The organism is Micromonospora sp. LOL_024 (assembly GCF_048060415.1).
GTDB lineage: Bacteria > Actinomycetota > Actinomycetes > Mycobacteriales > Micromonosporaceae > Micromonospora.
Map to the genome: position 1 here is coordinate 1 of NZ_JBHMIS010000026.1, position 26,800 is coordinate 26,800.

At 66.7% G+C, this 26,800-nt stretch carries 21 protein-coding genes; 14 read left to right on the top strand and 7 right to left on the bottom strand.

Features of this window, described 5'->3' with window-relative positions; translation table 11 throughout:
- Positions 1-171 precede the first annotated feature (171 nt).
- Positions 172-810, top strand: coding sequence for a hypothetical protein (locus tag ACFHWY_RS21880; RefSeq protein WP_416582107.1), 639 nt, complete (start codon positions 172-174; stop codon positions 808-810).
- A gap of 4 nt (positions 811-814) precedes the next feature.
- Positions 815-961 (top strand): hypothetical protein, encoded by a 147-nt coding sequence (locus tag ACFHWY_RS21885; RefSeq protein ID WP_416582108.1) that lies wholly within the window; start codon positions 815-817, stop codon positions 959-961.
- A 1-nt stretch (position 962) separates the two neighbouring features.
- Here the strand turns inward: ACFHWY_RS21885 and ACFHWY_RS21890 are convergent, their stop codons facing one another.
- The 3 genes from ACFHWY_RS21890 to ACFHWY_RS21900 all read right to left on the bottom strand — a co-directional run bounded on the left by ACFHWY_RS21890 (position 963) and on the right by ACFHWY_RS21900 (position 7,268).
- A complete protein-coding gene (locus tag ACFHWY_RS21890; protein ID WP_416582109.1) occupies positions 963-3,491 on the bottom strand; it encodes a hypothetical protein in 2,529 nt (842 codons plus the stop codon).
- Positions 3,492-3,648: 157 nt separating this feature from the next.
- The gene (locus ACFHWY_RS21895) at positions 3,649-4,128 is read right to left on the bottom strand and encodes a GNAT family N-acetyltransferase (protein ID WP_416582110.1); all 480 of its coding nucleotides are present in this window, start codon (positions 4,126-4,128) and stop codon (positions 3,649-3,651) included.
- Complete coding sequence (locus tag ACFHWY_RS21900) at positions 4,125-7,268, bottom strand: orotidine 5'-phosphate decarboxylase / HUMPS family protein (protein WP_416582111.1); 3,144 nt, start codon at positions 7,266-7,268, stop codon at positions 4,125-4,127. The genes ACFHWY_RS21895 and ACFHWY_RS21900 overlap by 4 nt, the downstream gene beginning before the upstream one ends.
- 193 nt (positions 7,269-7,461) lie before the next feature.
- Between ACFHWY_RS21900 and ACFHWY_RS21905 the strand changes: the two genes are divergently transcribed.
- The 9 genes from ACFHWY_RS21905 to ACFHWY_RS21945 all read left to right on the top strand — a co-directional run bounded on the left by ACFHWY_RS21905 (position 7,462) and on the right by ACFHWY_RS21945 (position 14,988).
- On the top strand, positions 7,462-7,869 hold the full coding sequence (locus tag ACFHWY_RS21905) for a hypothetical protein (RefSeq protein ID WP_416582112.1): 408 nt from the start codon (positions 7,462-7,464) through the stop codon (positions 7,867-7,869).
- Between the two features lie 196 nt (positions 7,870-8,065).
- Positions 8,066-9,091 (top strand): acetamidase/formamidase family protein, encoded by a 1,026-nt coding sequence (locus tag ACFHWY_RS21910; RefSeq protein WP_416582113.1) that lies wholly within the window; start codon positions 8,066-8,068, stop codon positions 9,089-9,091.
- A 4-nt stretch (positions 9,092-9,095) separates the two neighbouring features.
- Positions 9,096-9,941 carry an SAM-dependent methyltransferase gene (locus tag ACFHWY_RS21915; RefSeq protein WP_416582161.1) on the top strand — a complete coding sequence of 282 codons (846 nt, stop codon included), beginning with the start codon at positions 9,096-9,098 and terminating at the stop codon, positions 9,939-9,941.
- Positions 9,938-10,618 carry a GOLPH3/VPS74 family protein gene (locus tag ACFHWY_RS21920; RefSeq protein ID WP_416582114.1) on the top strand — a complete coding sequence of 227 codons (681 nt, stop codon included), beginning with the start codon at positions 9,938-9,940 and terminating at the stop codon, positions 10,616-10,618. The genes ACFHWY_RS21915 and ACFHWY_RS21920 overlap by 4 nt, the downstream gene beginning before the upstream one ends.
- A gap of 89 nt (positions 10,619-10,707) precedes the next feature.
- Positions 10,708-11,574 carry a class I SAM-dependent methyltransferase gene (locus tag ACFHWY_RS21925; protein WP_416582115.1) on the top strand — a complete coding sequence of 289 codons (867 nt, stop codon included), beginning with the start codon at positions 10,708-10,710 and terminating at the stop codon, positions 11,572-11,574.
- Positions 11,571-12,512 (top strand): hypothetical protein, encoded by a 942-nt coding sequence (locus tag ACFHWY_RS21930; RefSeq protein WP_416582116.1) that lies wholly within the window; start codon positions 11,571-11,573, stop codon positions 12,510-12,512. The genes ACFHWY_RS21925 and ACFHWY_RS21930 overlap by 4 nt, the downstream gene beginning before the upstream one ends.
- 23 nt (positions 12,513-12,535) lie before the next feature.
- A complete protein-coding gene (locus tag ACFHWY_RS21935) occupies positions 12,536-13,081 on the top strand; it encodes a hypothetical protein (protein WP_416582117.1) in 546 nt (181 codons plus the stop codon).
- The gene (locus ACFHWY_RS21940; RefSeq protein ID WP_416582118.1) at positions 13,078-14,298 is read left to right on the top strand and encodes an NUDIX domain-containing protein; all 1,221 of its coding nucleotides are present in this window, start codon (positions 13,078-13,080) and stop codon (positions 14,296-14,298) included. The genes ACFHWY_RS21935 and ACFHWY_RS21940 overlap by 4 nt, the downstream gene beginning before the upstream one ends.
- 9 nt (positions 14,299-14,307) lie before the next feature.
- Positions 14,308-14,988 (top strand): hypothetical protein, encoded by a 681-nt coding sequence (locus tag ACFHWY_RS21945; protein ID WP_416582119.1) that lies wholly within the window; start codon positions 14,308-14,310, stop codon positions 14,986-14,988.
- Positions 14,989-15,027: 39 nt separating this feature from the next.
- On the opposite strand, the gene ACFHWY_RS21950 is transcribed toward ACFHWY_RS21945, so the two are convergent.
- From ACFHWY_RS21950 to ACFHWY_RS21965, 4 genes are read right to left on the bottom strand one after another with little or no spacing between them, the layout of a single operon-like run.
- Positions 15,028-18,243: a type I restriction endonuclease subunit R gene (locus ACFHWY_RS21950; protein WP_416582120.1), complete on the bottom strand. Its 3,216-nt coding sequence runs from the start codon at positions 18,241-18,243 to the stop codon at positions 15,028-15,030.
- Positions 18,244-18,274: 31 nt separating this feature from the next.
- The gene (locus ACFHWY_RS21955; RefSeq protein ID WP_416582121.1) at positions 18,275-19,477 is read right to left on the bottom strand and encodes a restriction endonuclease subunit S; all 1,203 of its coding nucleotides are present in this window, start codon (positions 19,475-19,477) and stop codon (positions 18,275-18,277) included.
- Positions 19,470-21,086, bottom strand: coding sequence for an N-6 DNA methylase (locus tag ACFHWY_RS21960; RefSeq protein ID WP_416582122.1), 1,617 nt, complete (start codon positions 21,084-21,086; stop codon positions 19,470-19,472). The genes ACFHWY_RS21955 and ACFHWY_RS21960 overlap by 8 nt, the downstream gene beginning before the upstream one ends.
- Positions 21,087-21,106: 20 nt before the next feature.
- Entirely contained in the window at positions 21,107-23,143 is a 2,037-nt protein-coding gene (locus tag ACFHWY_RS21965; protein ID WP_416582123.1) for an SAM-dependent DNA methyltransferase, read from the bottom strand.
- Between the two features lie 149 nt (positions 23,144-23,292).
- Here ACFHWY_RS21965 and ACFHWY_RS21970 point away from each other — a divergent pair, with 149 nt between their 5' ends.
- The 3 genes from ACFHWY_RS21970 to ACFHWY_RS21980 are packed head-to-tail and all read left to right on the top strand — an operon-like array spanning position 23,293 to position 26,566.
- The gene (locus ACFHWY_RS21970; protein WP_416582124.1) at positions 23,293-25,701 is read left to right on the top strand and encodes an AAA family ATPase; all 2,409 of its coding nucleotides are present in this window, start codon (positions 23,293-23,295) and stop codon (positions 25,699-25,701) included.
- Positions 25,698-26,072: a hypothetical protein gene (locus tag ACFHWY_RS21975; protein WP_416582125.1), complete on the top strand. Its 375-nt coding sequence runs from the start codon at positions 25,698-25,700 to the stop codon at positions 26,070-26,072. The genes ACFHWY_RS21970 and ACFHWY_RS21975 overlap by 4 nt, the downstream gene beginning before the upstream one ends.
- On the top strand, positions 26,066-26,566 hold the full coding sequence (locus ACFHWY_RS21980; RefSeq protein ID WP_416582126.1) for a hypothetical protein: 501 nt from the start codon (positions 26,066-26,068) through the stop codon (positions 26,564-26,566). The genes ACFHWY_RS21975 and ACFHWY_RS21980 overlap by 7 nt, the downstream gene beginning before the upstream one ends.
- Positions 26,567-26,800: the final 234 nt, after the last annotated feature.

A 26,800-nucleotide genomic window follows, 5' to 3' on the forward strand; every position in this document is an offset into this window, starting at 1 on the left:
GACCCCAATCGACACGTCAGCCCAGCTCACAGCCCCGCACATCGACAACGCAAAGACCCTGGGTCAGCGAGTAGGGCCGTCTGCACATGGTCACGGCGCTGCCGTCCGTCTCCATGCAGTGGTGAGTGTCGTTCCCTGCGGATCAGGTCGTAGCCGTCGAAGGTCGAGAGTATGCAGAGTTGGGATCCGCTGAAGGAACATCAACTGCTGGTGCTGCGGCGGATCGGCGACGGCGACGACCTCAGCGGCCCGGACGGGGTCGATCAGCGTCACATGGCTCGGGCATTGCAGACCCGTCGCCTCGTCGGCATCAGCCGTCGAGGTGGCGTGTGGCGGGCTCAGATCACCGACGCCGGCCGCTTCTACCTCGACAACGGCATCCACCCCGACCACCCCGACCGCATCTCGGGCGACAGCAAGGCACCCCGTCAGCGTGTCCGGACCCCCGCCACTGCCAAGCAAGGTAAGCCGGCCACGGCCCTCTCGGGAGCCGGTGACGCCACCAAGGTGGTCGGCTCGACGCCGTCTCCAGCCGCCGCGACGGTCGAGCAGGCCCGACAACTCGTTGAGCGCCTCCAAGCCGAGGGCGGAACCGTACGGGTGGAGAGTTCCGATACTGAGGAACGCGCCCGGTATCGGCGGGTCATCCAGCCGCCAAGCAGCACGGCCTCGTACCCGCCGGATTCCACCTCAAGCACACTGGCCGCGCTGCCGGGATCTGATCATCCGCCTGTCCAGCGACAACGACCCCGACGAGACGGACTGGAATCGGATCCGACTCACCACCCGTCGCGTCACCACCGATCCTGACCTCGTGTTCGCCGCCCTGGAGAAGAACCCGGCCGGGCTGGAGGTCACCGGGGCATCCTTCCCCAGGGCGCTGGACCTGCTCCGTGGCCTCGCCGCCGAGGCCAGACGACGAGGCCACCGAGTCGGAGTGAACACCAAGACCAAGAGTTAATTTAACGCCTTCGCGCCCGCTTCGCATTCATTGTCCTAGTGTTCCCTGTGTTGTGCGGCGGCCGCTTGACGTTCGGAGGTAGCCGGCTCTGAAGATATGAAGCGGGCCGCAAGTGTTTTAGGGTGGCCGTTAGTGCGGCGTCGAGCGGCCCGATGTGTCCGTCGTAATAGGCCCCGACGAGACCACGAGTCGGTTCATCATACAGGAAGACAATACCCCGAGGGATGCCGAGTTGGTACTTTTTTGCGCGCAGGTAATCGCGGAATTTCTTCTCTATGGCAGCGGGATTCGACCCCGCCGGACGGGTGGCCCATACCGCCAGCCATCCTTCGGCTGGGTCGACGCTGGCCGCGATGGGCACGGCGAGGCTGCGGCCTTTGCCGTTGGGGGACGGATTGTCAAGGAGATCGTCACCGTTACGCGCGAACTGATGCTCGGTTCGTGTCGACCCAGACAGCAATGTTGCGCCGACACTGAGCCAGCCTGTGACATTTCGTAACTGCAGTTCGTCGATTAGCGACTCGACCGGAGAAGGCGCCATCGCTGGCTTCGGTGCAGTTCCGGTGCCCACATCGTCGCGGTCTCTAGTATGGAACCACTTGTCTAGCGCATCAGTACGGCTACTCAGGAAAACCCGCTGTTGTGAGCGGTAGCGGCGCAGTTCAGCTGTAGTTGGCTCAGGTAAGAACGGGAATGCGGCGCGCACCTTTACCGGGTCGGGTTCGACCCAAAGACCCGCCTCGAAGAAGTACAGGAACAGGTCGAGTTCGTCCGGTGCGCTAAAAATTACGGTGACATCAGGATTGCGGCGCCTACGAAGATAGAGAAGGAACTCAGCCGGCCGAGCGACGAGTTCGGTGATGAGCTCGAGGTCGTGTAACGACACAGTCCAGGGAATATTGTCGAGGGTGAGCACGCCTGCTCGCACCAGTTCTGCGGTAGCGGTCAGAACGGTCGACAGGTCATCGAGGCTGACTGCGATGGTGTGGATCTCGCGAATGTGGCTGAGGTCAACCCATCCTTCACCTTCGATGCGGAGGCCTCCATCGCGCTCGATTCCATCCCGCAGCCGACCGGATTGGTCGGCGGCCTTCGTAATAATGCCGGTTAGGTCGGTGCGAATGCGCGTCGTCTTACCCCCGCGGGCGAGGGTGCTCAACGCAACGGCCTTGTCCTCAACGATGACCGCGACGTCGTCAAGGAGGACGAGGTGGTCGCCCTCGACACGCTTGGTGTACCTCGCCGGATCGGCGGTCTCCCGTTCGATGCCGTTCGCGGGTATATAGTAATCGAACGCGTCGCGGTAATGGGCGCCAGGGAAAACGCGACCAAGCGCGGTGCGAGTTCGGGACTCGAGAAGATTACCGCGGTGCGCGGCGTACTGGTTCCACGCGGCCGAGGTCTTGAGATAATCCTCGAGGTTCTCTCGCACGGCGACCACGTTTAGCGCAGGATGCGGCAGCATGACGCGCCCATTATTGCTGGCGACGAGTGGCCGGATGCGCATTGGATTCTTACCGGTCATGAACTGGTCGATGACCTCCGCAGGGGTGGCCATCCCGAGGTCAAGGCGGAACCGATCGACGACCCCTCTGACACGTTCCTCAGCAATGCCCGTGCGCGCGACGATATCTCCGATTGCGACCGTGGCCTCGTTGACGCAAGGCTCGAACATCGACACGAAATTGGCCCTGGCAAGTTCTGCCATCTTACGGTCAGGCTCGCCGCCTTGCGTCGACTTCATCGCATCCGATATCGCCACGTGCATCGCATTCACACGATCGTTCATGTTGATGACTTGCAGCTGGTGACATGTGTCAAGAACAGCCAGCGCGTCGGTCGCATCAAAACCGAGCTCAACGTTCAGCGCCGCGCGGACGGCAGGGTCGCCATCGAGGAGCGCAAGATTTGTCGCCTTGACCATCTCCGGGTAAGACAGGTTGCGGACCCAAACCTCGGAGCCTTGGATGAGCAATGACACCATGGCAAGCTTGTCGGTCGGATCTGCAGCCGCGAACGACCGCAACTGTGCCAGACGAAGAAGCGTGACAAGCTCTTCCTTCGCCTCGGAGACAAAGCTGCTCATTTCCTGATCCTCGACCACATCGGAGTCGGGGACGCCTGCGGCGGCTGCTCCCCGCTCAGCTGCGAGAGCAACGAGTGCCAGCAGCTCGACATGCGCGGCGTTTGCCTCTGCGGTAACCGGCATCTCGCCTTTGGGTACGATCGGCAGGAACGCCAGACGAGCTACCTCGATGAGCCGGATAGCATCAAACCTCCGCAACCTTCCAACGAACTCAGCAATGGCCGCGTCGAACTCTTTACCGATCGCTGCCAGCGGGTCGTTGGTCGCAGCGAACCTGGCAATGAGCCTCTCCAGAGCGGCCCAGGAGTCAACGATGACCTGCGCATGCGGATCAAACGCCGGTGACGTTGAGCCAGCACGTCGTTGCCGCTTCTTTCGCGCCTCTCGGCGCTTTGATCGAGAACCCACCAGCAGACCCCACCACACATTGGCCTGAACAGCCAACGGTTTCGCAGGCCCGCCAACAGCGCTTCGCCATTTCTGATGCAGCCTGGCGGAAGGGACTGCCCTACACCCCGACTCGACTGGCTCGCTACAACCTGTTACCCCTCGACTCCTGCGCGGAGGTTAGTCGAGCAATGAGACGGCGGGCCGTGCCTGATCATGTTGCGATCCGGCGTTCGTACACGGCGCGGTGTTTCCCAGGCCCCTTGTAGTCGTGGATCACCGATACTCCGTGCTCGACGGCGTCGCCGGGGACGTTGGTGAAGCCCAGGGCGAGCCAGGCCCGGTGCGCGGCCTGGTTGTCGGGTTCCGAGGTGAGGAAGAGGCGCTGGCATCCCCAGAGGGAGCCCTGGCGGCGGACGTCTTCGATGAGCGCTCGTGTGATTCCCGCACGGCGGTGGCTCGGGTGGGTCATTACGTCCTGGAGGTAGATCTCGGACGGGTCGATCTGGCTTCGGAAGGCGATCACGCTGCCGACGACCTGCCCGTCGACGATGGCGACCGGGCAGGTGTTCGCGAACAGTGTGGCGTACAGCCAGTAGTCCGATGAGCCCCGCAGCCTGATGTACGGCTCTCCGAGCGCCAACAGCTTCTCGAGGTCGGAAATCCGGTCGACCGTGAGCGGGGTGATGATCATCGGTGTTGCCCTTCGGTGAGCTTGATCGATGCGGTGAGGTCACGTGCGGCGGTGGTCGGGTCCAGGGAGTCGGTGACTCCGCGGCCGATGACGAGGATGTCCCATGAGTGTCGTCGGCTGGCTTCGACGTCGGTGGGTTCGAAGCCGCCGGATACGGCGATCGGCAGCTTGGTCCACGACCTGATGAGTTGTGCCTGGTCGAGGGGGTGGAAGCCGGCCACGCCCAGGTCGATGTTCGTGGTGATGGCGAAGCCGTCGATGCCCGTGCGTTCCATGTCCTGGACCCAACCTTGGGTCAGCCGCCCCTCGGGCACGTCGATGACGACGGGGACCGCGAGGCGTTTGCTCGCTTCGACGGCTGCGGACACACTGGCGATGCTGGCGGGTCCGATAAGGAGTACGACGTCGGCTCCGGCCTCGGCGGCGAGAACGACCTGGTCGCGCCCCCAGTCTGCGGACATCATCTCGGCCACGACCCATATGCCAGGAGCTTGTTGCTTGATGGTGCTGATGGCCTGGATACCGACGCTCTTGATGAGGGGGTCGCCGATCTCGATGAACTGCACGCCGGCGGTGGCGGCGGCCTGCGCGACGCGGATGGCGTAGTCGACGTCGCGGACATCGAGTGCGACCTGGAGTGCGCGTCCGTCTCGGAGTCGGCGGAAGGCTTCCTTGCTGATGCCTACCGTCGTGTTCGTGCCCGCGCCCTGTCCGTCGAGCAGGCTGGCTTCGGCCCGAACGAGCCAGTCGGTCGAGGCGATGCCCTCGCCGACCATGGCGGTTTGGACGTTCGCGGGTAGCCGTAGAGCGCCGGTGCGGAGCTCTCGGAGCAGGCAGAACAAGGCACCGCGAGCGGAGTCGTCCTCTTGAAGCGGTCGTCGGCCGGATTGGAGCAGGAGCCGCTGAGCAGCGACTCGGACGTTCCGAGGGCCGCTTCGCCACGCGCCCTGCTTCCTGATCACCAGGTCGGCGGCCGAGTGGTCGTGCCCGGCACGGGCGGCGAGCCCTTGGAGGAGGCGCTCGCGGACGTGCCAGTTCCGGTCTTCGAGGAGAGTGGCGACCAGGTGCTCCGTGCCGGGCGCGGTGGAGCGGCCGACGGCGTCGGCGACGGCGGCGCGGACCTTGTAGTCGCGGTCCGTAGCCAACGCTTCCGAGATCGTGGTCATCGTGTGTGGTGGGATGGCGCGGCCGGCTTGGATCCCTTCGGCGAGGGCTGCGCGTGCTCGCCAGTCGGGGTGGGCGAGGAGCGCCTTGAGCTCTTGGGACCGGCCGTCGTCGGTGGCGATGAAGACGTAGAAGTGTCGGGCGAGGAAAACCGCGTCTTCTACCGTGTCGAGTTGCGCGAGTCGGACGAAGTCGTGGATGACCGCGATGGGTAGCTGCGTCTCGACGCACGCCACGATGTCGTCCCAGACTGCCGGGCCGAAGCGGCGCAGTACCCGCAGCATCCATCGCGGGTACTCCGCGCCGAGGGCTGTGGTGGCCGCGCTGGCGTGCAGGAGGGCCCTGGCGAGTGGCAGGCCGTTGTCGTGTAGGCACCGGGAGGCGCAGACACGCAGCACCTCTGCCGTGGCGAAGGCCGGGGTGTCGCCGGTGAGCTCGAGCATCAACGGCAGCGTTTCGGTGATGCTGACCGATGGTGACTGGGCGACGGCGGCCAGCAGCTCCGGCGACGTGGCGTCCAAGCCCTGAAGGGCGAATTCCAGGACGCCTCGCAGGTCGGCTGATGTGCTGGTGCGAGCGGCTAGGTCGTTGAGGAACTCGATGGTGGTGGTCGAGCGGCCGTGGGCCTCGATGAGCTGGGCGAGCCACCGCGCGAAAAGGTACTCACGAATGACGTCGTGATGGAACGCCAGAGCACCGGTCGGTCCGGGTCGTACGAGCCCCGCGACCGAGGACGCGGTGAGTTCATCGTCATCGCCCGGGCCGGCATCGAGCGCCGGAAGTAGGGGGTGGGGCCAGGCTGCGGCGAGTTGCCGGCGCGCGAGAGCCGTCAGGTCTGCGGTAGTGCGTTCGACATCAAGTCCCGCCGCTTTCAAGATCGAGGCGACGCAGAATTCTACGAGCCGGTAGGCGTTGGTGTGCCCGAGTGGCTCGGTCGACTTGGCGGCACGGATGAGGCTCATGTACAGCGGCAGACGGACCAAGTTGCGAATCTTTGCCGGCAGCGCGTCGAACGAAGGCTCGCTCTCGGACCGTTGGGCGTTCCATACCTGCCGGGCGGTGCCAGCGTCCCATCGTTCCAGCCGCAGCGACGCACCGGCGCCGCGGTCCTGACCGGGCATGACTGCCGCCGCCAGAACGGGGTAGGGCGCGAGCTCGATCTCCGGCGGTGTGCGCAGTACGAGGAGGAATCTCAGGTTGCCTGACAGCACCTGCCGCAGCGTGCCGTCGAGTTGGCGGCAGACCTTGTCCACCACGGCGCGGGACTGTGGACTGTCGATGGCGACGAACAGCGGCCTGGACAGGCTCTGGCTTTCATCTTCCAAGGTCAGCAGGGGATCCTCCCCGGCCGGCAGGGAGCCGTAGCGGAGGATCTCGCGCGCCAGGTCGAAGTCCTCAGTCCATGAGTCCGCCGTCAGCAGCTGTACATCGACTCCGGAAGCGTGCGCCGCCAGATGGCGTGTGAAGCTGGTCTTGCCACCGCCCGGCGGGCCGGTGAGCAGGTAGACGCGGGCGGTCGAGGCGAGAAAGTCCGCGACCAGACGCTGGACGTCAGCCGGCGGCACGTAGACGAGGTCGTCGGGCTGCTGGCCACCGAGCGCCGCGAGAATGGCGGTGGTCCGTTCACTGGAACGGGCACCGAGGTCCTGTCTTGTCTGCTGAGAGCCGTCGGCGGGAGCCCGCGATTGGCTTGGCACGGCAGCGGCTGACGCCTTGAGGACCTGGGTGAATCGCTGCTTGACCTCGGTCGGTGATCGCGCGAGGTCGACGTCGAGCATCTGCTGGGTCTCGTAGCGCATCCGGCTCGTGGCACCGCGCCTCTCCCAGTTGGAGACGGCCGCTGGATTGACCCCCAGGTGTTCGGCGAAACCACGCACGCTCATACGTAGCGCCAGGCGAAATGCCTTGGCCTCGCGGCCGGTCCACCGCCGTACCGTCTCCACTGGTGTCCCCCAGGGCCGTGCACTCAGCGTCATTGTCGCAGTCGGCAGCGTAGTAGACGACGGCCGGCGCAGACGAGCTAAAACTAGGACAACACTAGGACGTTCACGCATCGTCAGGGCCGGATCGGACCCGCAGGCTGGTTGCACAGACAACCACGGCGGTGGATCGGCGTTCGGACCCACGCCACCGCTGTGACCAGCCCTCGCATTACGGCAGCGTTGATGGGTGGAGGTGCATGTGGCCATTGACGTGTGCAGCAACAACGTGCACGACCGCGCTCGGCGTGCCGGCTCCGACTCCGGCTCCGGAGGTGAGCGGACGACGCGGCTGGGCCTGCCCACCTCGGCGGCGTACACCCTCGATGGTCTGCTGTGCTGCCGCAGTTGCGGCATCGCCCTGCAGCCCGTCCTGATGCTCGGTCGGCGTGCCTACCGTGGGCCCTGCGGTTGCCGGTTGACGGCCGTGGACGCCGAGGACATCGAGCAGCTCGTCCTGAAAGCGGTGGCCGGGTCGGCACCGGGTCCGGTGGCGAGCGCCTCGCCCGAGGAAATCAGGCGAATCTTCCGCCGCTTGTTCGTCACCGTCCGGGTCGGTGGCTGCGCGCAGGACCTGTCCATCACCTGGCGTACCTAGCGCCGAAGCAGTAGCTCTCTACGCGCTCGTCAATCAATCCACAGCAGGTAACCAGAGGAACTCCGATCAACGCCGGAGTCGACGACGACAGGAAGGAACGGAACGGCATGAGCACCAGGCAGACAGCGCCTCCGCCGGGATTCGACGTAGCGCGGGCCCCTTCGCGGTCCGGGCTGATGAAGGGACGGGAGGCGGCATGACCAACGTCGTCACCTACCGGCCGGCCCCCGGGGAGCTGCGCTACACCTTCGGTGGTCACTCGGCGGTCATGGAGATCGAGCCGGGCAGCCTGCTGGTCACCAGCACCGAGGACTGCTACGGCGGTGCCGTACGGACGGTGGATGATCTGCCGTCGCAGGTGTGTCAGGCGTTCAACCCGGTCACCGGCCCCTTCCACGTGGTCGGCGCGGAACCGGGGGACACTCTCGCGCTGCATTTCGCGGCCATCACCCCGGCCCGCGACTGGGGCGTGTCCGCCACCTTCCCGCATTTCGGGGCGCTGACCGGCACCCGGAGCACGGCCATGCTGCATCCGCCGTTGGAGGAGCGGGTGTGGCGCTACACCATCGACACCGCCGCCGACACCGTGACCTTCCACGCCCGCCGCTCTGACCACAGCATCGTCATGCCACTCGAACCGATGCTCGGCACCGTCGGCGTGGCTCCGGCCGGCGGCGAGGCCCGCTCCACCCTCGTGCCCGACGCGCACGGCGGGAACCTCGACACCCCGGAGATCCACCTCGGCACCACCGTCTACCTCGGCGTCAACGTCCCCGGCGCGCTCTTCGCCCTCGGTGACGGCCACGCCCGTCAGGGGCAGGGCGAGGCGTGTGGTGTCGCGGTGGAGACCGCCATGAACGTCAGCGTCGTCGTCGACCTGATCAAGGGCGTGCCGACCCCGTGGCCGCGTATCGAGACCGACTATCGGATCATCTCGATCGGCGCGGCCCGTCCGCTGGAGGACGCCTACCGCATCAGCCAGCACGATCTGGTGACCTGGACCGCGCAGCTGACCGGCCTGGAGATTCTCGACGCCTACCAGGTCGTCTCACAAGCCGGTCGGGCCGCACCCGGCAACGTCTGCGATCCGCTGTACACCATGCACGCCGCCCTCAATAAAGCCGTCCTGGCCGGCGCGAACCCGTACGACGGAGTGCATCACCGGTTGCGGCGCATCGCCGAAGCCCAGATCAAGCAACCAGGAAAAGAGCATGGGAACTGAGGCGATGAGCTGGGCGCCCGCCGAGCTCGACCTGACTCGTCCGAATGCCGCCCGCATGTACGACTACTTCCTCGGCGGCAGCCACAACTTCGCTGCTGACCGCCGAGCCGCGGACGCCGTCCTCGCCGTCGCGCCGCATGTCGCCGACGCTGCCCGCGCCAACCGCGCGTTTCTCCGCAGTGCCGTCCGACACGCACTCCAGCAAGGCATTCACCAGTTCCTCGACCTCGGATCGGGGATTCCGACCGTGGGCAACGTGCACGACATCGCCCGCCATGCCAAAGCGGATGCTCGGGTGCTGTACGTCGATGTCGAGCCGGTAGCCGTCGCGCATGCTAGGGCGCTGCTCGGTGACCACCCGTTCGTCGACGTCATTCAGGCCGACATCTGTTTCCCGGACTTCATCCTCCAAAATCCCGCCACACAGCGGCTGATCGACCTCACCCGCCCCGTGGCCGTCCTGTTCGTATCGGTCCTGCACTTCATCCCGGGCGACGTCGACGCCATCGTGGAACCATTCCGCGCCGCGATGAGCTCTGGCAGCGCCCTCGTCATCTCCCACGCGACCTCCGGCACGACCACCGCCGAAACCGACGAGGTGCAGCGGCTGTACCAGCGCACACCCACCCCACTGCAACTGCGCGCCGCCGCCGAGGTCGAGGCACTGTTCGGCGACTTCGCCATGCTGCCCGCCAGCCGATCTGCCGTACCCGCCACCGGCACAGCACTCGCCCCTGTCGCCCAGTGGCGCCCTGATGCTGACGACCAGGTGGCAGGCAGTCCTGCGTCCGCCAGCCCTTTCCTCGCCGGCTTCCTCGGGGGCGTCGGCATCAAAGGAGCCGGCCGATGACCATTCCTCGACTGCCGCTGCCACTGCGCGACGAACTGTTCCTGCTCGGCCATGACGACGACAACGGTCAGCCGTATATCGACCGGCAGGCGCTGGCGCTCGGCCTGGCCGGCGCGGTCCTGATCGACCTCTTCCTGGCCGGGCGGATCGCGCTTACCTCGAAGGATGACTCCCGCCGGGCTGTCGAGCAGTGGTTACACCTCCGCAGCTATCAGCCGGTGGGCGATCTGATCGCCGACAGCGCCATCGGCTATATCCGTCACGGGCATGCGAACCCACCGCTGAGGGAGTTCCTCCTCGGCTTCGCCGACGACCTGTACGAGCGCGCCCGAGCGGGCCTCGTCGCCGCCGGGATCCTGCGGCAGACCACCCGCCGACGCCTGGGCGGCCTCGTACATACCGACACCTACCTCCTGACGGACAGCAGATGGTCGATCGTGGCCCGGACCCGCCTGCGATACGTGGCGGAGGGCCGGGAGCAGCCCGACAGCCACACCGGCGCCCTCGCCGGTCTGGTCGCCGCCCTGGGCCTGACCACCTACCTCCACCTCGATGAGGACGTCGATGCCCTGACGGCGTACCTCGCTGCCATCGCCCGCGAGCACCACCAATCAGTACAGGCAATCACCGTTGCCGTCGATACCGCAGTCGGTGACCTCACCACCACCTACCGCTAGCCCGTAGGAGATCCCGGATGTCCACACCGCTCCGCAAGGCCGTACCAGACGAACACACCCGCTCGAACCTTCAAGAGGAAGACTCGCCCGTGTCGAGAGCTGCAACGTTTCCTGATGGCCCCACAGCCGGTCGGAAGCGCGAACCAAAGGGCAACGATCTCGATTCGCACTACGACGAGGTCGGCTACGGCGACATGATCCGAGCGCTCAACACGGTGCACTATGCAGGCGAGACGACCTTCTACGGCAAGGCTTCGCTCCGTCCGTGCGAGGAAACACTGTTCTCCCGGTACGGACACGGAAGTCGGATCCTCGACGTCGGCTGCGGAGCGGGCCGGGTAACGCGAGCCGTCACCACCTCGGGCGGCAACATCACAGGCGTCGACGTCAACGGGGCGACCCTGAACGCGGCACGCGCATCGACCCCGCTGGCGACGTACGTCCATGCCAGCATGGCGGATCTCCCGTTCCCAGACGGCAACTTCGACCAGGTGTGGTGCCTCAGGTTTTCGTTCAACGCCCTGCCAACCGTCGCCGAGCGGCAGGCGGCTCTCCGCGAGTTCTGGCGTGTGTGCGCACCTGGTGGGACCGTCATCGTCGAGGCGTTCAACTGGTACTTCCCCGGACGGTTCGGCCTGCTGCGGTTGGCCAATCGGCTGGACTCGGCAGCACGGCATCTGAAGTGGCTCGGCCAAGGGCGGCACGGCTCGTTGCCGCTGCCGCCGCGCGACATCATCTACCTGGCCAACAAAGCGTCCGGCGCGGCACCCGGCTACGCGCACCTGACCACCTTGGAGGAACTACGCCACTTGGTACGCGACGTCGGGCTCGCCGAGCACATGCAGGTGACCGACGAGGCGGGACTGATGGACGGAAGCCTGTCGCCGGTCCGTAACCGTCACCGCGGTTACTCGTCCTGGCTGCTGCTGAGCAAGCCCACAGGGTGTGCGCCATGAGGGTTCTGGAGTTCGGTGACCGGCGCCTTCACCTCGACGCGACAGCGGTGCGCCAACCGCACCTACAGCGATTCATCGACCGGATCAGCATCGATGGCGTACCGACGCCCGTTCGATATCAGATGCGCATCGTCGAGGGAGAGCAGGCGGAACTACTGGTCGATGAGCAGACGGGCAGCGTGTCGCTCGTTGTCCCCAGCATGACGACGGTGTCCCCAACGGTCCTGGAGATTGCGATCTTGCAGGCTGGGGCGCGGTGCCTGGCCCTGCTGGGCGCTGCCGACGGGCGTGTGCTGCTGCACGGCAGCGCCGTGACCGGCACCAACGATGGTCGGGCTGTCGCGGTCCTCGACGGCGGACTCGGGCAGGGCAAGACGTCGTTGGCGTTGGGCCTGGCAAAGACCGGCTTCGTCCTGCTCGTCGATGAGTTCACCTTCGCCACGTGCGACCGCGAAGAGATCGTCGTCGGCCCGGCGCCGCGGTTGCCCTGGCACGTGCGCGGCGACATGGCCCCCCACCTTGTGCCTGAGCGCCCTGACGTTCGCCTCCTGTTCCCCGACCAGTTGGCATCCGTCGGCACGGCCAAGACCACGGCGAGGTTGGCGCTCATCGTGGTGCCGGACAGCGGGATTCCCGCCGGCAAGCTGGAGCAGGTCGACCCCGCCCAGGTCGGTGTCCTGCTGACCAGCGCGGTCACCGATCACGTCGCCAAGCTGATCGATCCCAGCCTCGATCACGTCAGCATATTCAGCGATCCGAGCCAGGTTCGGTTCGCGTCTGGATCCCCGCTGCTGAGCTGCCGAGCACAACTGTGCACGCCGCCTCGCACTGTGCTCGACAGGTTGTCCCGGGTACTGACGTTCCGGGTCGGCATCGGATCGCCGGCCGATATCGCCTCCAGCGTCGAGGCCGTCAAACACGTCGCGGAGTTGCTGTGACAGCCCCGTCTGAGCGGCGTGGGTTGATTCTGCTGGCCGGCACCAGTGAGAGCGGCAAGTCGACCGCCGGCATCCACTTGGCACAGCACGGCGCGCAACGGATCAAGATCCGTACGATCCTGCTGGCATTGACCTCCGGCGCAGAGGTGCGGCACGAGGGAGTCCCCACCCGTGAAGGCTTCGATACGGACGAGTTCCTTTCGGCCCTCCACGAGCACGTCCGCACCGGGGCGGCCGATGTGGCCGTGGTGGAGAGCTTCATCGACGCCGAACTCGCCCACGCGACGAAGGCATCCTGGCCCGGTCCCGCCGCCATCGTCTTCATCACGGCAGCCGAGCCGGTACGCGTGAATCGCCTGGCCGTGGCCATCAACATCGACCACACTGCGGCCCACGCTCTCATCAAGGCCAAAGATGCTCGAAAACGCGTAAGCGAGCAACTGCCCCGCTGGCGGCAGATCGCCGACCATTGGATCGACAATCACCACCACCTCGCCCACTTCACGGCGACGCTGGACGACGTCTACGCCGCTACCTGCCCTTCCATCACGAGGACGGAAAACTCATGACACGGCTGTATTCCTCCGCTGGCGCGATCGTCGTCTGCACGGACCTGCACCGTCCGCGGATGCTGCTGTTGGAGCAGATCCGCACCACCGGCGAGCGTCAGGTGGTCGCCCCGAAGGGCCGCATCGAGCCGGGCGAGTCGCCGCTGATCGCTGCCGCCCGGGAAGTATCGGAAGAGGCCGGGCTGCACGACATGCGCTACGTCGCGTACCTCGGACAGGAGGCATACCACTTCACCGACCACGATGGCATGCCAGCGCGGAAGACCGTCGACTGGTTCCTGTTCGCGGCCATCGACACGACCGCCACCGCACGGCAGACCGAAGGGTTCGTCGCCGCCCAATGGCACGACCTGCCCGACGCGCTGACCGCCGCGAGCCACACCAGCTTCCACGAGTACGTCCGACGGGCCGGCGAGATCATCGCCTGGCGCCGCAGCGGCCCGCTCGACTACAGCGACGCCCTCAGCCAAGCGGTGTGGGGCTTCAGCCGCCAGGCCAACGCCCTGCTGGCTAAGCATCCCGGTGCTGGTGCCGCCTTGTGCGGCTCCGGCGCACGCGGAGACTTCATCGAAGGCTGGAGCGACCTCGACCTCATCGCCTGGGGACTCGAATCCGCGTCCCCGGCCGCCGTCGCCCTGCGCCAGTTCGCCGACGAGGTCAGCCACCAAACCGGCATCAGCATCTCACTGCGCCTCGCCCGCTCCGACGACGCCAATGCCGACGGGATTAAGCGGCTGCATGCCATGAAGCTGCGCACCGTCCTGCGTCGAACCCACATCGACGTCCCGATCGTGGCCGGTACCCGCGCAGCATCGCTGCCGGAAGTGCCTCACACCGCCAACCTGGCCGCCGATATCGGTCATCTACGCGACTTCGCCCACCAGCGCCAGGCCGCAATACCCACCACCGACGCCGGCCGCGCTGATTGCGCCCGCCGTACCCTGGCGGCGCTGTCCAGCGCCGCCCGCCAAACCGCCCTCACCGTTGACGCACATGGATTGCTCCGCTTGCCCGACGTCGTGGCCACCCTCGACCAGCACTGGCCCGGCACTGAGGCTGCGCGGCTCCTCGACGACTACGACGCTTACCGCCGCACCGGTGCGGCCAACCTCATCCGAGCCGTGCAGCTCGCCAGGCAGGTGCCTTCGGCGTTGGAGGAACTTCACCAGCTCGCAGCCGCCCGAGACGGTCGACGCACCACGATCCAGGCAACCTGAGCAGCGACGATGATCGTCTTCATCGACGGCCCCGACGGCAGTGGCAAGTCCACCCTCATCGCCAACCTCGGCCCGGTCCTGGTTGCACACGGGCGTACCGTCACGCACGCGCCGCCGCTGTGGACCTACCTGGACGAGTTGTCCGCACCGGAGGACTTCGGCCCTTGGGCGCGAACAACACCGGGCATCCAGATCGCCCATGCGCTACTCGAAGCCAAGACACGCCGTATCGAGTGGTTGATTACGACGGCTGAAGCCCGACCGGCCCGAGGCGTTGTGCTCGTCGACCGTGGTCCCAAGACGGTGATCTGCTCTGCGCTGGCCCACCACAAGACCGGAATCCCCGCGCCGGACGACCCTCGGCTGCGATCTCCGTCCACCGGCCAGCACCGTGCGCGACTCGAACAGCGTGTACGTCACCTCGTTGCAGTCGAAGCCTGCATGTCGATAGAGCTCCGGCTGCCGGAGCAGCCGGGAGGGCTGGACCTGATCCTCGCCCGGCTGTCGCAGCGTGAAGAATTGCCGCCTTCCTATGTCCGCTACCTTAAGGCGCTGGTAGCCGAGATGGCTACCTTCTCCTACACAGTCCTGCCACTGCTACCACTCGACGCCACGGCGGGCATCACGGTCAACACCGAGGCGGGCCTCACGCCCGTGCTCGGCCGATTGGCCGCACCGTCGGATGCATAGGCTGGATAACCGAAGCAGACGCACGTAGCGCCGATTCCGTCACCGCTGGGCGGCCTGTCCTCCCGGGGCCCACTCGTTGGCGAAGGTTTCCATCTGGCGGATGACCAGGTCGACAGCGGCCCGCTCGTGGTCGGGCGGGTAGTCGTAGCGGGCCAGCAGGCGGCGAATGTGGCTGCGGAGCTTGGCGCGTACCGGTTCACGGGAGAACCAGTCCACCGTAATCGAGGTCTGGATCGACTTGACCAGCTCTCGGGCGATCTCCGCCAGGGTGCCAACACCCATGAGCTCCGTTGCCGCACCGTTCTGGGCAACGGCGTCGTAGAAGGCCAGTTCGGCGTGGTTGAGCGGAGGGTCGAACTGCTGGCCGCGCCGAGCGTCCGCGGACACCTGCTTGGCCAGCTCGACCAGCTCGACGATCAGCTGCGCGCTGGTCAGCTGCTGACGCATGTAGCGGTTCATCAGGTCTTCGAGCTGGGCCGAGAAGCGCTCCTGCCGGACCACGTTGTGCTTAGTGACCTCACGCATCTTTCGCTCGATCAGCCGGCGCAGCGCCGCGGCGGCCAGGTGCGGGGTCTCCGAGTCCTGCAGGCGCTGCAACGCCACCCCGTTGAGCTCGGTGATGTCGAGCTTGCCGAGGCCCGCCTCCTCGTAGATGTCGGTGATGTCGGCGGCGTCGACCACCTCGGCGGCGAGCTGGGACAGGTAGCGTTCCACCTCGGCCGTGTTGGGCAGGCCCTTGGCCTCCCGGTCGGCGGCCTCCTCCTTGACGATCCAGACCCGCACGTCGCGGAAGTAGTGGATGTCGCGGCGCATCCGCTGGATGTCACCGGCGCGTTCGGCGAAGTCGCGGCTGGTCGCACAGAGGGTGTAGAAGCGTTCCAGCCGGCCTGCCGAGTCACGGAACCGCCGGTGCAACGGCTTCGTGCCGGGTTCGGCGTCGTTGCCGGGGGTACGTGGGTTGCGCAGAAAGTTGGCGGCCTTCTTTACCGCCCGGCGCCAGCGGGTTGGGTCCGTCTCGTCGTCCAGGACCTCCCGCCACTTGACCGGGGTCAGCATGGCCTCGAGGACGGAAATCTCGTTGTACACCTCGCTGATCGCCCGGTCGATCTCCCTTCCGAGGGTCTGGTCCTCCTGGTCGCTAGACGTGTACTCGGTGAGTGCCTTGCGCAGGTTCTCGGTCAGCGGGGCGTAGCCGACCAGCAGGCCGTCCTGCTTCTCCCGGAACCGGCGGTTGACCCGGGCGAGCGCCTGCATCAGGTTGGCACCCTTCATCGGCCGGTCCATGTAGATGGTGTGGATCGGCGGCGCGTCGTAGCCGGTGAGCAGCATCGAGTGCACGATCAGCAACTCCAGCTCGTCGTCCGGGTCCTTGGCGCGGGCCTGAACGGTCTTCTGCTGCGACGGGCGTAGGTGATGCGGGCGAAGATCTGCGTCGTCGCTCGGCATCCCATGGAAGACGATCTTCATCTTGCCCTTGTCGACGGCGGGGTCCGCCCAGTCGGGCCGCAGCCCCTTGAGGGCGTCGAAGACGCGGACGCAGATCTCCCGGGTCGCGCAGACGAGCATGGCCTTGCCCGGTCCGCCGAGCTGCGGTCGCATCAGCTCCCGCCGCTTCTCCCAGTGCTCGACGAGGTCCTTTGCGAGGGTCTCGACCCGGTCGGGGGCGCCGTAGACGGTGTTCATGGTGGCCGCGTACGCCTCGGCCCTGCGCCGTTCCGCGTCGTCCAGGCTGGCGGTTAGTTTCTCCACCTGCTCGTCGATGCTCACCGGGTCGATGTCCGGCGGCAGCGACACCGGAATGATCCGCGGCTCGTGGTAGACCCGTACGGTTGCCTCGTCGTCGACGGCACGCTTGAGGTCGTACCTGTCGACTTCCTCGCCAAAGACGGCGCGGGTGTTGACCTCGGCGGTGGAGATCGGAGTGCCGGTAAAGGCGATGAACGTGGCGTGCGGCAGCGCGTCACGCAGGTGCCGGGCGTAGCCGTCCAGGCTGTCGTAGTGGCTGCGATGCGCCTCGTCGACGATCACCAGGATGTTGCGCCGGCCGGAAAGGAGCGGATGCGGTCGGCCGGCGTCGCGCTCTTCCTTCGTACGTGCGAACTTCTGCAACGTGGTGAAGATGATGCCGCCGACGTTCCGGTTCGACAGCTTGTCACGCAGTTCGGCGCGGGTGTCGGCCTGCTCCGGCTCCTGGCCCAGCAGCGTCTGGCTGTCGAGGAACGTGTCGAAGAGCTGGTCGTCGAGGTCGTTGCGGTCGGTGAGCACCACGATGGTCGGGTTCTTCAGGGCGGGGTGCCGGGCGGCCATCGCCGCCGTGCACACCATCTCCTCGGACTTGCCGGAACCCTGGGTGTGCCACACGACGCCCGCCTTCCCGTCGCTCCGCGATGCCCGCACGATGCACTCGACGGCCCGGACGACCGCGAAGTACTGGTGGGCCTTCGCGATCCGTTTCGCCTTCGACGTGAAGTTGACGAACCCGCCGGTGAGCTCCAGGAAGCGCCGCTGGTTAAACAGTCCGCAGAGGGCGACGATGAGCGCTTCCGGGCCGTCGTAGTCCGGCGAGCTGGTGTCGACGCGCTCACCCTCGTCGTCGATGTTCCACGGCGCGAAGTGCTCATAGGGGGTGAACGGGGTGCCGTACTTCGCGGTGACCCCGTCGGAGATCAAGCACAGCACAGCGTGCCGGAAGGCGAGCGGGAACTCCCCGAGGTACGCCTGAAGCTGGGCGTGCGCGCCCGTCAGGGTGGCGTTCTCGTCAGCGGCGTTCTTCAGCTCGACGATCGCGACCGGCAGACCGTTGAGGTACAGCACGATGTCGAACCGGCGCCGGAAGTCGCCGTCGACGATCGTGACCTGGTTGATCGCCCGATAGACGTTGCCGCCGGGGTCGTCCAGGTCGGCCAAGCGCACGGTGGGGTTGTGCTCCGCACCGAACGCGTCGGTGTACGCGATCGAACGGACGCCGCGGACCAGCCGCTCGTGCGCCGCCCGATTTTCGGCGAATGCCTCCCGGGAGGCCACGTCGGTGGCGGCCCGCACCGCGTCGGCAACGGCGGCCTGTGGCAGCTCGGGATGGAGGCGCTCGACCGCGGCCCGCAGGTCCTCGACGAGCACCAGATCTGCCCACGACTGCCGCTGCCCAGACCCCGGCGCGAAGTCCTTCCCGGCACCCGGCTCCCACCCGAGCTCACCGAGCTGATCCAGCGCGAGCGCCTCCCAGTCCGCCTCGCTCATCCACCCGCCCGCACCCATCACAACCCCTCCCCGTGAACCATTTAACTACCTAAACTGCTTCTTCGACGACCCTCTCGGCGTCCTTGATCTGCAACCGCCCCGACATCAACTCCGGCAAGAGAGTGTTACGGATTTCTGTCAGCGTCTTTGATTCGCTAAGCGCTGCATCTGCACGGTCTTCAAGCCCAGACAATCGACGCGCCAGTTCTTCCACATTCCGCACAGGAACGCTGACCAGGAGAGATGCCAACTTGGATCGGCTGAGCTCTGTTTGGCCAGTTGAGCCTTCGCCCAGCGCCTCGACCTCTGGTTGAGCTGCCAGGAGCGCGAAGCCGCCGATGATCGCTGGAAGTGGCGGTGCGATCCTGATAATGGTGACGTGCGAGTCAACGGTTGCCGCTAGGTCATGAGACCAGATGCCTACGCGCCCGAGGGTTCCAACGCCAGTCGAGTTGACGAGGACGTCATATTTTTGAAGGAGTCGATCCGGCTTGATTCGATCAGCCTCCGTGAGCCGTGAGGGTTCGAGGACAGTGCGCCCATCCCGAACGCACTTTTGGTTCAAGACGGTGATTCCCGTGGGTTCATTCGTGTACCTGGGTGCTTGCCCTCGCGTAAGCAAAGCTGACATTTCGTCGACGGCTATTTCTCGGCCTGATTCACCTAAAGCTGCTTGATATAGAGCGATTCCAAGCTCGCGTGATGCGGCGACGATGCAGTGGTTGATCGCGATCTTGTCGTCTAGTGCGCCGAGGGTCGAGGCGATCGCCCGCTGCTCCCGGAGGGGAGGAAGTCGGAATACGTGCTCGCCTATCCGCCCTGGGCTTGTGTGGCGGACGGTGCTTCCGGTCGCGGTCGCCAGGATGTGGTGACGGTACTCCTTTGTCATGAGCACGTAGTAAAGAAACCGTGGGATGGAATCTCGGCTCAGGAACTCCACTAACCCGATGCGCTGGTTGTGCAGGTATGTCCTTCCCGTCGGAACCAGCGCTGGATAGCCTAAGGTGTCTCCTGTCTTGCTCAGGTCTGTCATGGTCACGATGAGATCGCCCGCAGAGAGTGTGAAGCCTTCCACCTCTGGGCCGAAGTAGGTGCGGACCTTGCTCTCCTTAAACCCGCCACCTACGGCGAAGTTTCCCGGCGTAACAAGAACGGGTTGCGCCGGGTCTTCTCCGAAGTATTCACCCTTGAATGCGTATCCGTGTTTGACGGTGATGAGGTCACCAAGCTTCCGTTCACCCCAATCAGGCATTGATGCCTCCTAGCTGCTTACGCACGAGGGCTTCGAGGCGGGACGCCTCGTCGAAGTGGGCGTACAGCTCCTTGGTGAGGCGTTCGATGCGGTCTGCGAGCGGCTCGGCGTCCGGGTCCTCTTCGGCTTTCGCAGCGCCCACGTAGCGGGTAGGGGTGAGGACGTAGTCGTTGGCGGCTACCTCGTCGAGCTTCGCCGAGTAACAGAAGCCGGGGACGTTCTCGTACGTCTGGCCCTTGGTCTTCGCGGACCTGGTTCCGCGCCAGGCTTGGTAGGTGTGGGCGATCTTGGCGATGTCGTCGTCGGTGAGGATGCGTTCGGTGCGGTCGACCATGGTGCCGAGGGCGTTGGCGTTGATGAAGAGGATCTCGCCGCGCCGGTCGGTCAGTGCCTTCGCGCCCTGCGGGGTCTTGTCTTTGGTCAGGAACCAGAGGCAGGCCGGAATAGCGGTGGTGCGGAACAAGTTCGGTGGGAGAGCGACCATGCAGGCCACGAGGTCGGCTTCAACCATCGCGCGCCGGATCTCGCCTTCGCCGGACTGCTTAGAGGACATCGAGCCGTTGGCGAGGACGACGCCGGCACTGCCCCGGTCACCGAGCTTGAAGAGGATGTGCTGAAGCCAGGCGTAGTTGGCGTTGCTCTGCGGCGGCGTCCCATAGCGCCAGCGCGGGTCACCCACCTTCCGCGCCCAGTCGCTCATGTTGAACGGCGGGTTCGCCATGATGAAATCGGCCCGCCGGTCTGGGTGTTTGTCGTCGGCGAATGTGTCGGCCCAACGGTCGCCGATGCCGACCGGGTCCATGCCGTGGATGGCGAGGTTCATCTTCGCCAGCCGCCAGGTGCGCTCGTTGGCTTCCTGGCCGTAGATCGCGATGTCGTTGGTGTGGTCGCGGCCAGCGCGGGCCTCGACGAACTTCTTCGACTGCACGAACATGCCGCCCGATCCGCAGCACGGGTCGTAGACCCGGCCCTCGTAGGGCTCCAGCACCTCTACAAGAACCCGCACCACGCTGGACGGGGTGTAGAACTCGCCGGCCCGCTTGCCCTCGGCTCGGGCGAAGCGTTCCAGGAAGTACTCGTACACCTCACCGAGAACGTCCTGTGCCTTCCGGTCGCCATGGCCGGTGAAGCGGGCGTCGCTGATCAGATCGACGAGTTCCTTCAACCGCTTCTGGTCGACGTTGTCCCGATTGAAGATCTTCGGGAGGACGCCGGTCAGCGCCCGGTTCTCCTGCATGATCGCGTCCATGGCGTTGTCGAGCAGTTCGCCGACGCCGCTGGGAGCGTTCTCCACCAGGTAGTCCCAGCGGGCGGTCTCCGGCACCCAGAAGACGTTCGCGCTGGCGTACTCGTCGCGATCGTCGAGGAACTGGGCGCGGCGGTTCTCCGGGATGTCGGAGAGGCTGTCCTTGATCTGGGCGCGGCGTTCGGCGAACGCGTCGGAGACGTACTTGAGGAAGACCAGGCCGAGGACGAACTCCTTGTACTGTGCGGCGTCCATGGAGCCGCGCAGCTTGTCGGCGGCCTTCCACAGGATGTCCTGAATCTGCTTGGTGCTGGACACGCCGAACAGTTCGGCCTGTCCGTTGGCGCGTTTACGTGGGGGCACTGTGTGTTCCGTTCTCTCGTTCAGGAGTTCGTACCGTACAAAGTCGTGAGGGTGCCGTCGGTGAACCCGGTCACGATGAGTTCGCGCAACTTCGCCAGAAGGTCGGCCTGCCGCTGCAGTAGATGCTCGCGTTCGTCCAGACGGCGAAGCACTTCGTCCAGGCTGGCTGCCTCGTCACGGGCCAGGTCAGGGATCGTGGCATCCCACAGCCGCGGGCCCCGCACTGCACCAGGACTACGTGCCATGTTGCGGGCAGTGCCCAGAAGTGCCGCCAGCACACGAGGAGTGAGCGGGTCGCCCGGGGAGATACGCAGGCCGCTGGCCGGAAACTCGATCACCGAAAAGCCGTCGGTATCGAGGAGAACCCCGAACCGAGGGACGTTGGTGACCACGAGGTCGCCCGGTTCGGTAAGGGCGACCTGCGGGTACCCCGCAGCGAGGGTGAGCCGGTCCATCCAGCGCTCGGACGACTGCGCGAGTACCTCTGCCGCGCCGATTACCCGATGGTGACCTTGCGGTCCGACATGCTCAGGGTTCAAGCGGTGTCCGGTGAGGGGGCGGACCCGGCGAGCCGTTCGTAGCGCCTCACAGGAAAGCTCATTCGGCCTGATCCCGTCACGCTGTACCGCTCCGGTGTTCAGGAAACCGTGCTCCTTCGCGTATCGGATGGCCTCTTGCTCAGCGTCGGTGAGACGGCGCTCGACCTCGCCGACGAGCGCGGGGCGGTCGGCGGCCAGCCGGGCGCGCAGGGTGACCGACGCCGGACCCGGCGGTCGGAGCGCCGCACCCCGACGCAGGTTGAGGCTGTCCAGCGGGACGACTCGGCCGGTGCGCGGGTCGTGGCCGTCGCTGCGGTGCCCCTCTGCGCGCCAGAGGAGGATGTCCTCGGCTGCGGACTCGACAGTGGATTGGTCAAGCGCGTGACCGCTGAGGTCGACGAGTAGCACGCGGCCCTTGGTAGTGGGGATCGGGTCGCGGGTCAGCAGCCACAGAGCGGCGGGATGGCCTGGTCTGGCCGGGTAGACGCCGCCCGGCAGTTGCACAATCGCCTCGACGATGCCGCTGCTCAGCAGCGCGGACCGGCGAAACGCCGCTGGCCCGTCCCGTAGTTGGTCGACGAGGCTGCTGGCGGGACCGACGACGATGGCCGTGCGGCCCGGACCGAGCAGATCGGCGATCGCTTCGACCCGGTCGAGGTCGGCGAGGGCTTCTCGGCTCTCCGCCGGTTGGTAGGGGAGCCGGGTGACGATGAGGTCCGGGTCGGCGAACTCCTCGTTGAGCTCATCGGCGCGCACGTCGAACTGGAACTCGGGCAACTCGGCGAGGAGTAGCTGCCGACGCACCAGGCGGGCGAGTTCCTCGTCGGCGACGAACGCGTTGACTCGCAGATTGTCGCGGTCCTGGTCGGTTATCAGCGCTGTAAGTAGGTCACCTGCGCCCGCGTTGCCGTCGGCGATGGTAAGGGCACCGTGGGCCTGCAGCCGGGTCGGCGCGTCGGCCACCCGACGAATCAGGGCCACCGTCTCTGGAGTGAGCGCATCCGCTGTCAGCTCGGGCCAGCCGAGGCGGTTGGCGGAGCTGAGCAGGAACTGACAGCAATGCCACGGGTCGAAGGCTCCCTCGATCAGTTGCTCGACCAGTTGGGCGAGCCCGGTCAGTTCCGGGGCGTCAGCCAGCTCGTGCAGCAGAAACTCGTCATCGGGATCGAGGCGCTGAGCCAGCGGCAGAGGATCGGCTGGCAGTGCCTGGCCGGTGAGGTGGCGGAGGCAGAGCGCGGCGGCGAGGACGACGATCGTGCGTCGGCCGCCGTGCCGCCGGGCGTACGCCGCCAGGGTGTGCATGGACCGCTCGGCGCGCAGGGTGTCCGGGTCGGCGTGGCCGAGCCCGGTCCGGAGTAGCCAGGCCACGACAGCGTCTGCAGGAAAGAGAGGTTGGCCGTGGTTGCCCGGCACGGGTTGAGGGAAGTCCGAGTGCCGCCGGCGCCAAGTGGTGACCGCAGGCTTTTTGACCCGCGCGAGCTGCGCGATCTCGCGCTGCGACATCAACTCCGCCTCCATGGCTCACCTCCTCGCTCTAGCGGTCACAGTACGAGTCCTGGATCCTCAGAAAACAAGGTCAATCTGTTATCCCGGGATAACAGTGTGTAGGGCAGTGTAAGCGACCAATCTGCGGTTCCCTCGATGCGCCAACGACATCAGGGGGTCTGATGAACGACACGCTCACGCTCTACCAGGAGCTCACTGACCGCCTTCAGCGGTTCCAGGTGCCCGGCCCGGTCAGCGACCTGGTTCTTGCCGCCTTTCACGGCGAGCAGGTTCTCGATGACGTACTGCGAGGTGAGGCCCTTCCGCCGTCGCCCGAGTTGGGTGAGGCGGGCGGTGCAACGCCGCAGGCATTGCTGGAAGAGGTCCGGGTTGCCGGCTTCCGCGGGATCGGCCAGCAGGTCACGGTCGGGCGGCTGCCCAAGACCGGGCTGACCGTGTTCGTGGGCCGCAACGGCTCCGGGAAGTCCAGCATCGCCGAGGCCGTCGAGTACGCGCTGACCGAGGACTCCCTGCGCTGGGCGCAGCGTCCGCCGGCTTTCCGCGAGGGCTGGCGGAACCTGCACCACGATGGCGCATCGGAGATCCGCCTCAGCCTTCGGCTCGACTCCGGCCAGCAGGTGACGACCCACCGCACCTGGCCGGCCGGGGCCACCGATCTGACCTCCGCGACGGTCACCACGACCACGGGCGGCGCCGCGATGTCGCCCGGTCAGGTGCCGCAGTGGGTTGGTCAGGCCGCCAGGTACCGGCCGTTCCTGTCCGCCCGCGACCTCGAACGGGTCATCACCGCGAAGCCGGCCGAGCTGTACGACGCGATCGCGCCGATCCTCGGCCTGAGCCCGCTGCGCGACACCGACGCCCGGCTGCAGCAGCGGCGTAAGGTCTACGACTACCGTGCCAAGGCGCTGAAGGCGGCCTTCACCGAGCTGCGCGAACAGCTCGGTGAGATCGACGACGACCGCGCCCGCGACGCCCTGAGCGCGCTCGGTGCCCGTCCGCTCCGCGCAAACCTGACCCTGCTGGCCGACCTCGCCTGCATCGACACCGCCACGTCGGAGGAACCTGCAGCGGCAGCCGCCCGGCGACTCGCCGAGCAGGACTTGCCCGACCTCGGTGGGGCGCTGGTCGCCCTCGCCGAGTCCGCGGCGGCGATGCGGGAGACGACCGCGACCGACAGCGGCGCTGCGGATCGGAGCGCCCGGCTGCTGCGGGCCGCGCTCGATTTGCACCACGCTCGTGGGAGCGGCCCTTGCCCGGTGTGTCGCGTCGGGACCTTGGACCAGGACTGGCGTACGCAGGCCGAGGAGGAACTCGCGAGGATGGCCGCGGTCGCTGCGGCGGCACGCGCGGCCCAGCAGGCTCACGCGCACGCCCGGCGTACGGTCGATGGGCTGCTCGGCGACATCCACCGGCTGCTGGAACCGGCCGCTGCCACGCTGGCGCCCTACATCCCCGGCGAGAGCGCGGCGATGCGCGAAGCTCTCGCCGGCCTCGGCCCCGATCGGCTCTCCTGGGACAGTGTCGTCGCGGCGCACACCACCCTCGTGAAGGCGGCGGCCGGCTGGCTCGCCCAGCGTCACGACGCCTGGCGCGAGCCCGGCGCCGCGATCCGCCGGTGGGTCGACGCCGCGGCCATGGTCCGCGCCGAGGCGCCGGCCCTGGCTCTGCTCACCAAGGCTCGTGCGGCTCTCGATACCGCCGAGAAGGCGATCCGTGCCGACCGACTGGGCAGCTTCGCCGCGCAGTCGGACTGGATCTGGCAGAAGCTGCGGCAGGAGAGCAACGTCGAGCTGCGCCGGCTGCGGATGGAAGGGGTGAACAACACCCGCCGGGTCCTGTTCCCCGTAGCCGCCGACGGCGTCGAGACCAGCGCGCTCGCGGTGATGAGCCAGGGTGAGCTGCACGCCCTCGGCCTCGCGGTCTTCCTGCCCCGTGCCTGCGCCGACACCAGCCCGTACCGATTCGTGATCATCGACGACCCGGTGCAGAGCATGGATCCCACCAAGATCGACGGCTTGGCCGAGGTGTTGCGGGAGGTCGCCCTGACCCGGCAGGTCATCGTGTTCACCCACGACGACCGGCTGCCGGAAGCGATCCGCCGCCTCGACATCGAGGCCGACGTCCGGGAGGTCACTCGCCGCCAGGGCTCGATCGTCGAGGTCCGCAAGGTCTGCGACCCAGCGGACCGTTACCTCGACGATGCCCGCGCTCTGGTCGCCGCGGACATCGCGGACGAGGCGAAGTACCTGATGGTCGCCGGGTTCTGCCGGTCCGCGATCGAGTCGGTGAGTATGGATCGCTACCGGGCCGCCGAGCATCGGCGCGGCACGCCCTACCAGCAGATCCAGGAAGGGCTCAGCCGGGCGCACACCGTCAAGGACCGGCTCAGCCTCGGGCTCTTCGGCCGCCTCGTACCCCGACCGGAGCTCTTCGCTCGTCTCGACCGTGACTACGGCGCGCAGGCCACCCGGACGGTCAAAGCGGTGGCGGATGCGGTCCACGGCCACCGGAGCATGCCCGTCCGGGCGATGGTCGCCAATACCGCTGCGCTCGTGGGGCGGTTGCGATGACGACGTCGCTGTACCTCGCCACCGCCGACCGGATGCTCAGCAGCGTCATCCGAGGCACCCGTGGAGCCTGGCCCCGTGCGTGCGCGTGGCTGCTTCGCCACGAGCTGGAAGCAGCGATGGACCGGTACTGGGCTCGCGTCTGCCCCGAGATCGGACGGACCCGGGTGCAGCGGCCGAAGCTGCTGCTGCTCGCCCACTACGCCGGCCCCGACCTTGGGCGCCGGGCCAGCTACCTGTGGTGGGCGCTGTCCCGCGCCGGTCACCACCACCACTACGAACTCGGCGTCACCGCAGCCGAGCTGACCCGGCTCCGTACCGAACTCGTCGACATCGTCGCGCTCCTTGACCACTCGGAGGTTCCCAGATGCTGAAGCGAGATCAGGCCATGCTGATCCTCGGCGTTGAGGCGTTGGCCATCGTCGGCGTCGTCTACTACCTCGTCACGCTCGACCTCATCAGCCTTGCCTGGTCGGCGTCGATCGCGATCGCAATCCCGGCCTGGCTGCTCGCCGTGAAGGCGCCGGCGACGTGCGGCGTGACCACCCAGAACGGCAGCCGGTGCGGACGGAAGGTCAACGGAGTGATCTTCGGCTGCGGCCGGTCGAACCACACCTGGGCCAAGTTCTTCGCCCGCTTCGGCTGGCGTCGTCAGCCTGACCCGAGCAATCGGCGAAGCCGGTCTACCGAGGCTACCGAGGTCACCGAAGTGGTGACCGTGAAGATCGCCGAGGACTGGAAGAGCACCGTGACCTTCTGGCTCGCCCTCACCGCAACAACGTGCGCCCTGGTCAGTGCCACCGTCGATGCCACCAACTTTCTTCGCGGACACGAGCCGCCGAAGCCGCCGGCCGCCGTCTCCCGCTGACCTCGACTTCCCCCATCGATGCATCAAAGGCCACGTCCCGACGAGGATCGCCCGCGCTACGGCCTCTCCCTCGCCACGCAGCGCCCGTTCGAGTTGGCCTTCAGCCGCGCCAAGTCGCGCCCCGGCACTGCAACATCTCGGCCTGCTCGATGTGCCGACGAGGCGCGGCGGCACTCCAGGCAAGGGAGTGGAGGTTACTGAGTGGCGTCGTTCCAATGACGTCGGTGTCGGAAA

Excerpts from the sequence above, each read along its gene's own strand:
- ACFHWY_RS21950 (WP_416582120.1), bottom strand. The coding sequence starts at position 18,243 with ATGGGTGCGGGCGGGTGGATGAGCGAGGCGGACTGGGAGGCGCTCGCG.
- ACFHWY_RS21895 (WP_416582110.1), bottom strand. The coding sequence starts at position 4,128 with ATGATCATCACCCCGCTCACGGTCGACCGGATTTCCGACCTCGAGAAG.
- ACFHWY_RS21900 (WP_416582111.1), bottom strand. The coding sequence starts at position 7,268 with ATGACGCTGAGTGCACGGCCCTGGGGGACACCAGTGGAGACGGTACGG.
- ACFHWY_RS21915 (WP_416582161.1), top strand. The coding sequence starts at position 9,096 with ATGAGCTGGGCGCCCGCCGAGCTCGACCTGACTCGTCCGAATGCCGCC.
- ACFHWY_RS21970 (WP_416582124.1), top strand. The coding sequence starts at position 23,293 with ATGAACGACACGCTCACGCTCTACCAGGAGCTCACTGACCGCCTTCAG.
- ACFHWY_RS21955 (WP_416582121.1), bottom strand. The coding sequence starts at position 19,477 with ATGCCTGATTGGGGTGAACGGAAGCTTGGTGACCTCATCACCGTCAAA.
- ACFHWY_RS21910 (WP_416582113.1), top strand. The coding sequence starts at position 8,066 with ATGACCAACGTCGTCACCTACCGGCCGGCCCCCGGGGAGCTGCGCTAC.
- ACFHWY_RS21980 (WP_416582126.1), top strand. The coding sequence starts at position 26,066 with ATGCTGAAGCGAGATCAGGCCATGCTGATCCTCGGCGTTGAGGCGTTG.
- ACFHWY_RS21940 (WP_416582118.1), top strand. The coding sequence starts at position 13,078 with ATGACACGGCTGTATTCCTCCGCTGGCGCGATCGTCGTCTGCACGGAC.
- ACFHWY_RS21930 (WP_416582116.1), top strand. The coding sequence starts at position 11,571 with ATGAGGGTTCTGGAGTTCGGTGACCGGCGCCTTCACCTCGACGCGACA.
- ACFHWY_RS21880 (WP_416582107.1), top strand. The coding sequence starts at position 172 with ATGCAGAGTTGGGATCCGCTGAAGGAACATCAACTGCTGGTGCTGCGG.
- ACFHWY_RS21945 (WP_416582119.1), top strand. The coding sequence starts at position 14,308 with ATGATCGTCTTCATCGACGGCCCCGACGGCAGTGGCAAGTCCACCCTC.
- ACFHWY_RS21920 (WP_416582114.1), top strand. The coding sequence starts at position 9,938 with ATGACCATTCCTCGACTGCCGCTGCCACTGCGCGACGAACTGTTCCTG.
- ACFHWY_RS21975 (WP_416582125.1), top strand. The coding sequence starts at position 25,698 with ATGACGACGTCGCTGTACCTCGCCACCGCCGACCGGATGCTCAGCAGC.
- ACFHWY_RS21965 (WP_416582123.1), bottom strand. The coding sequence starts at position 23,143 with ATGGAGGCGGAGTTGATGTCGCAGCGCGAGATCGCGCAGCTCGCGCGG.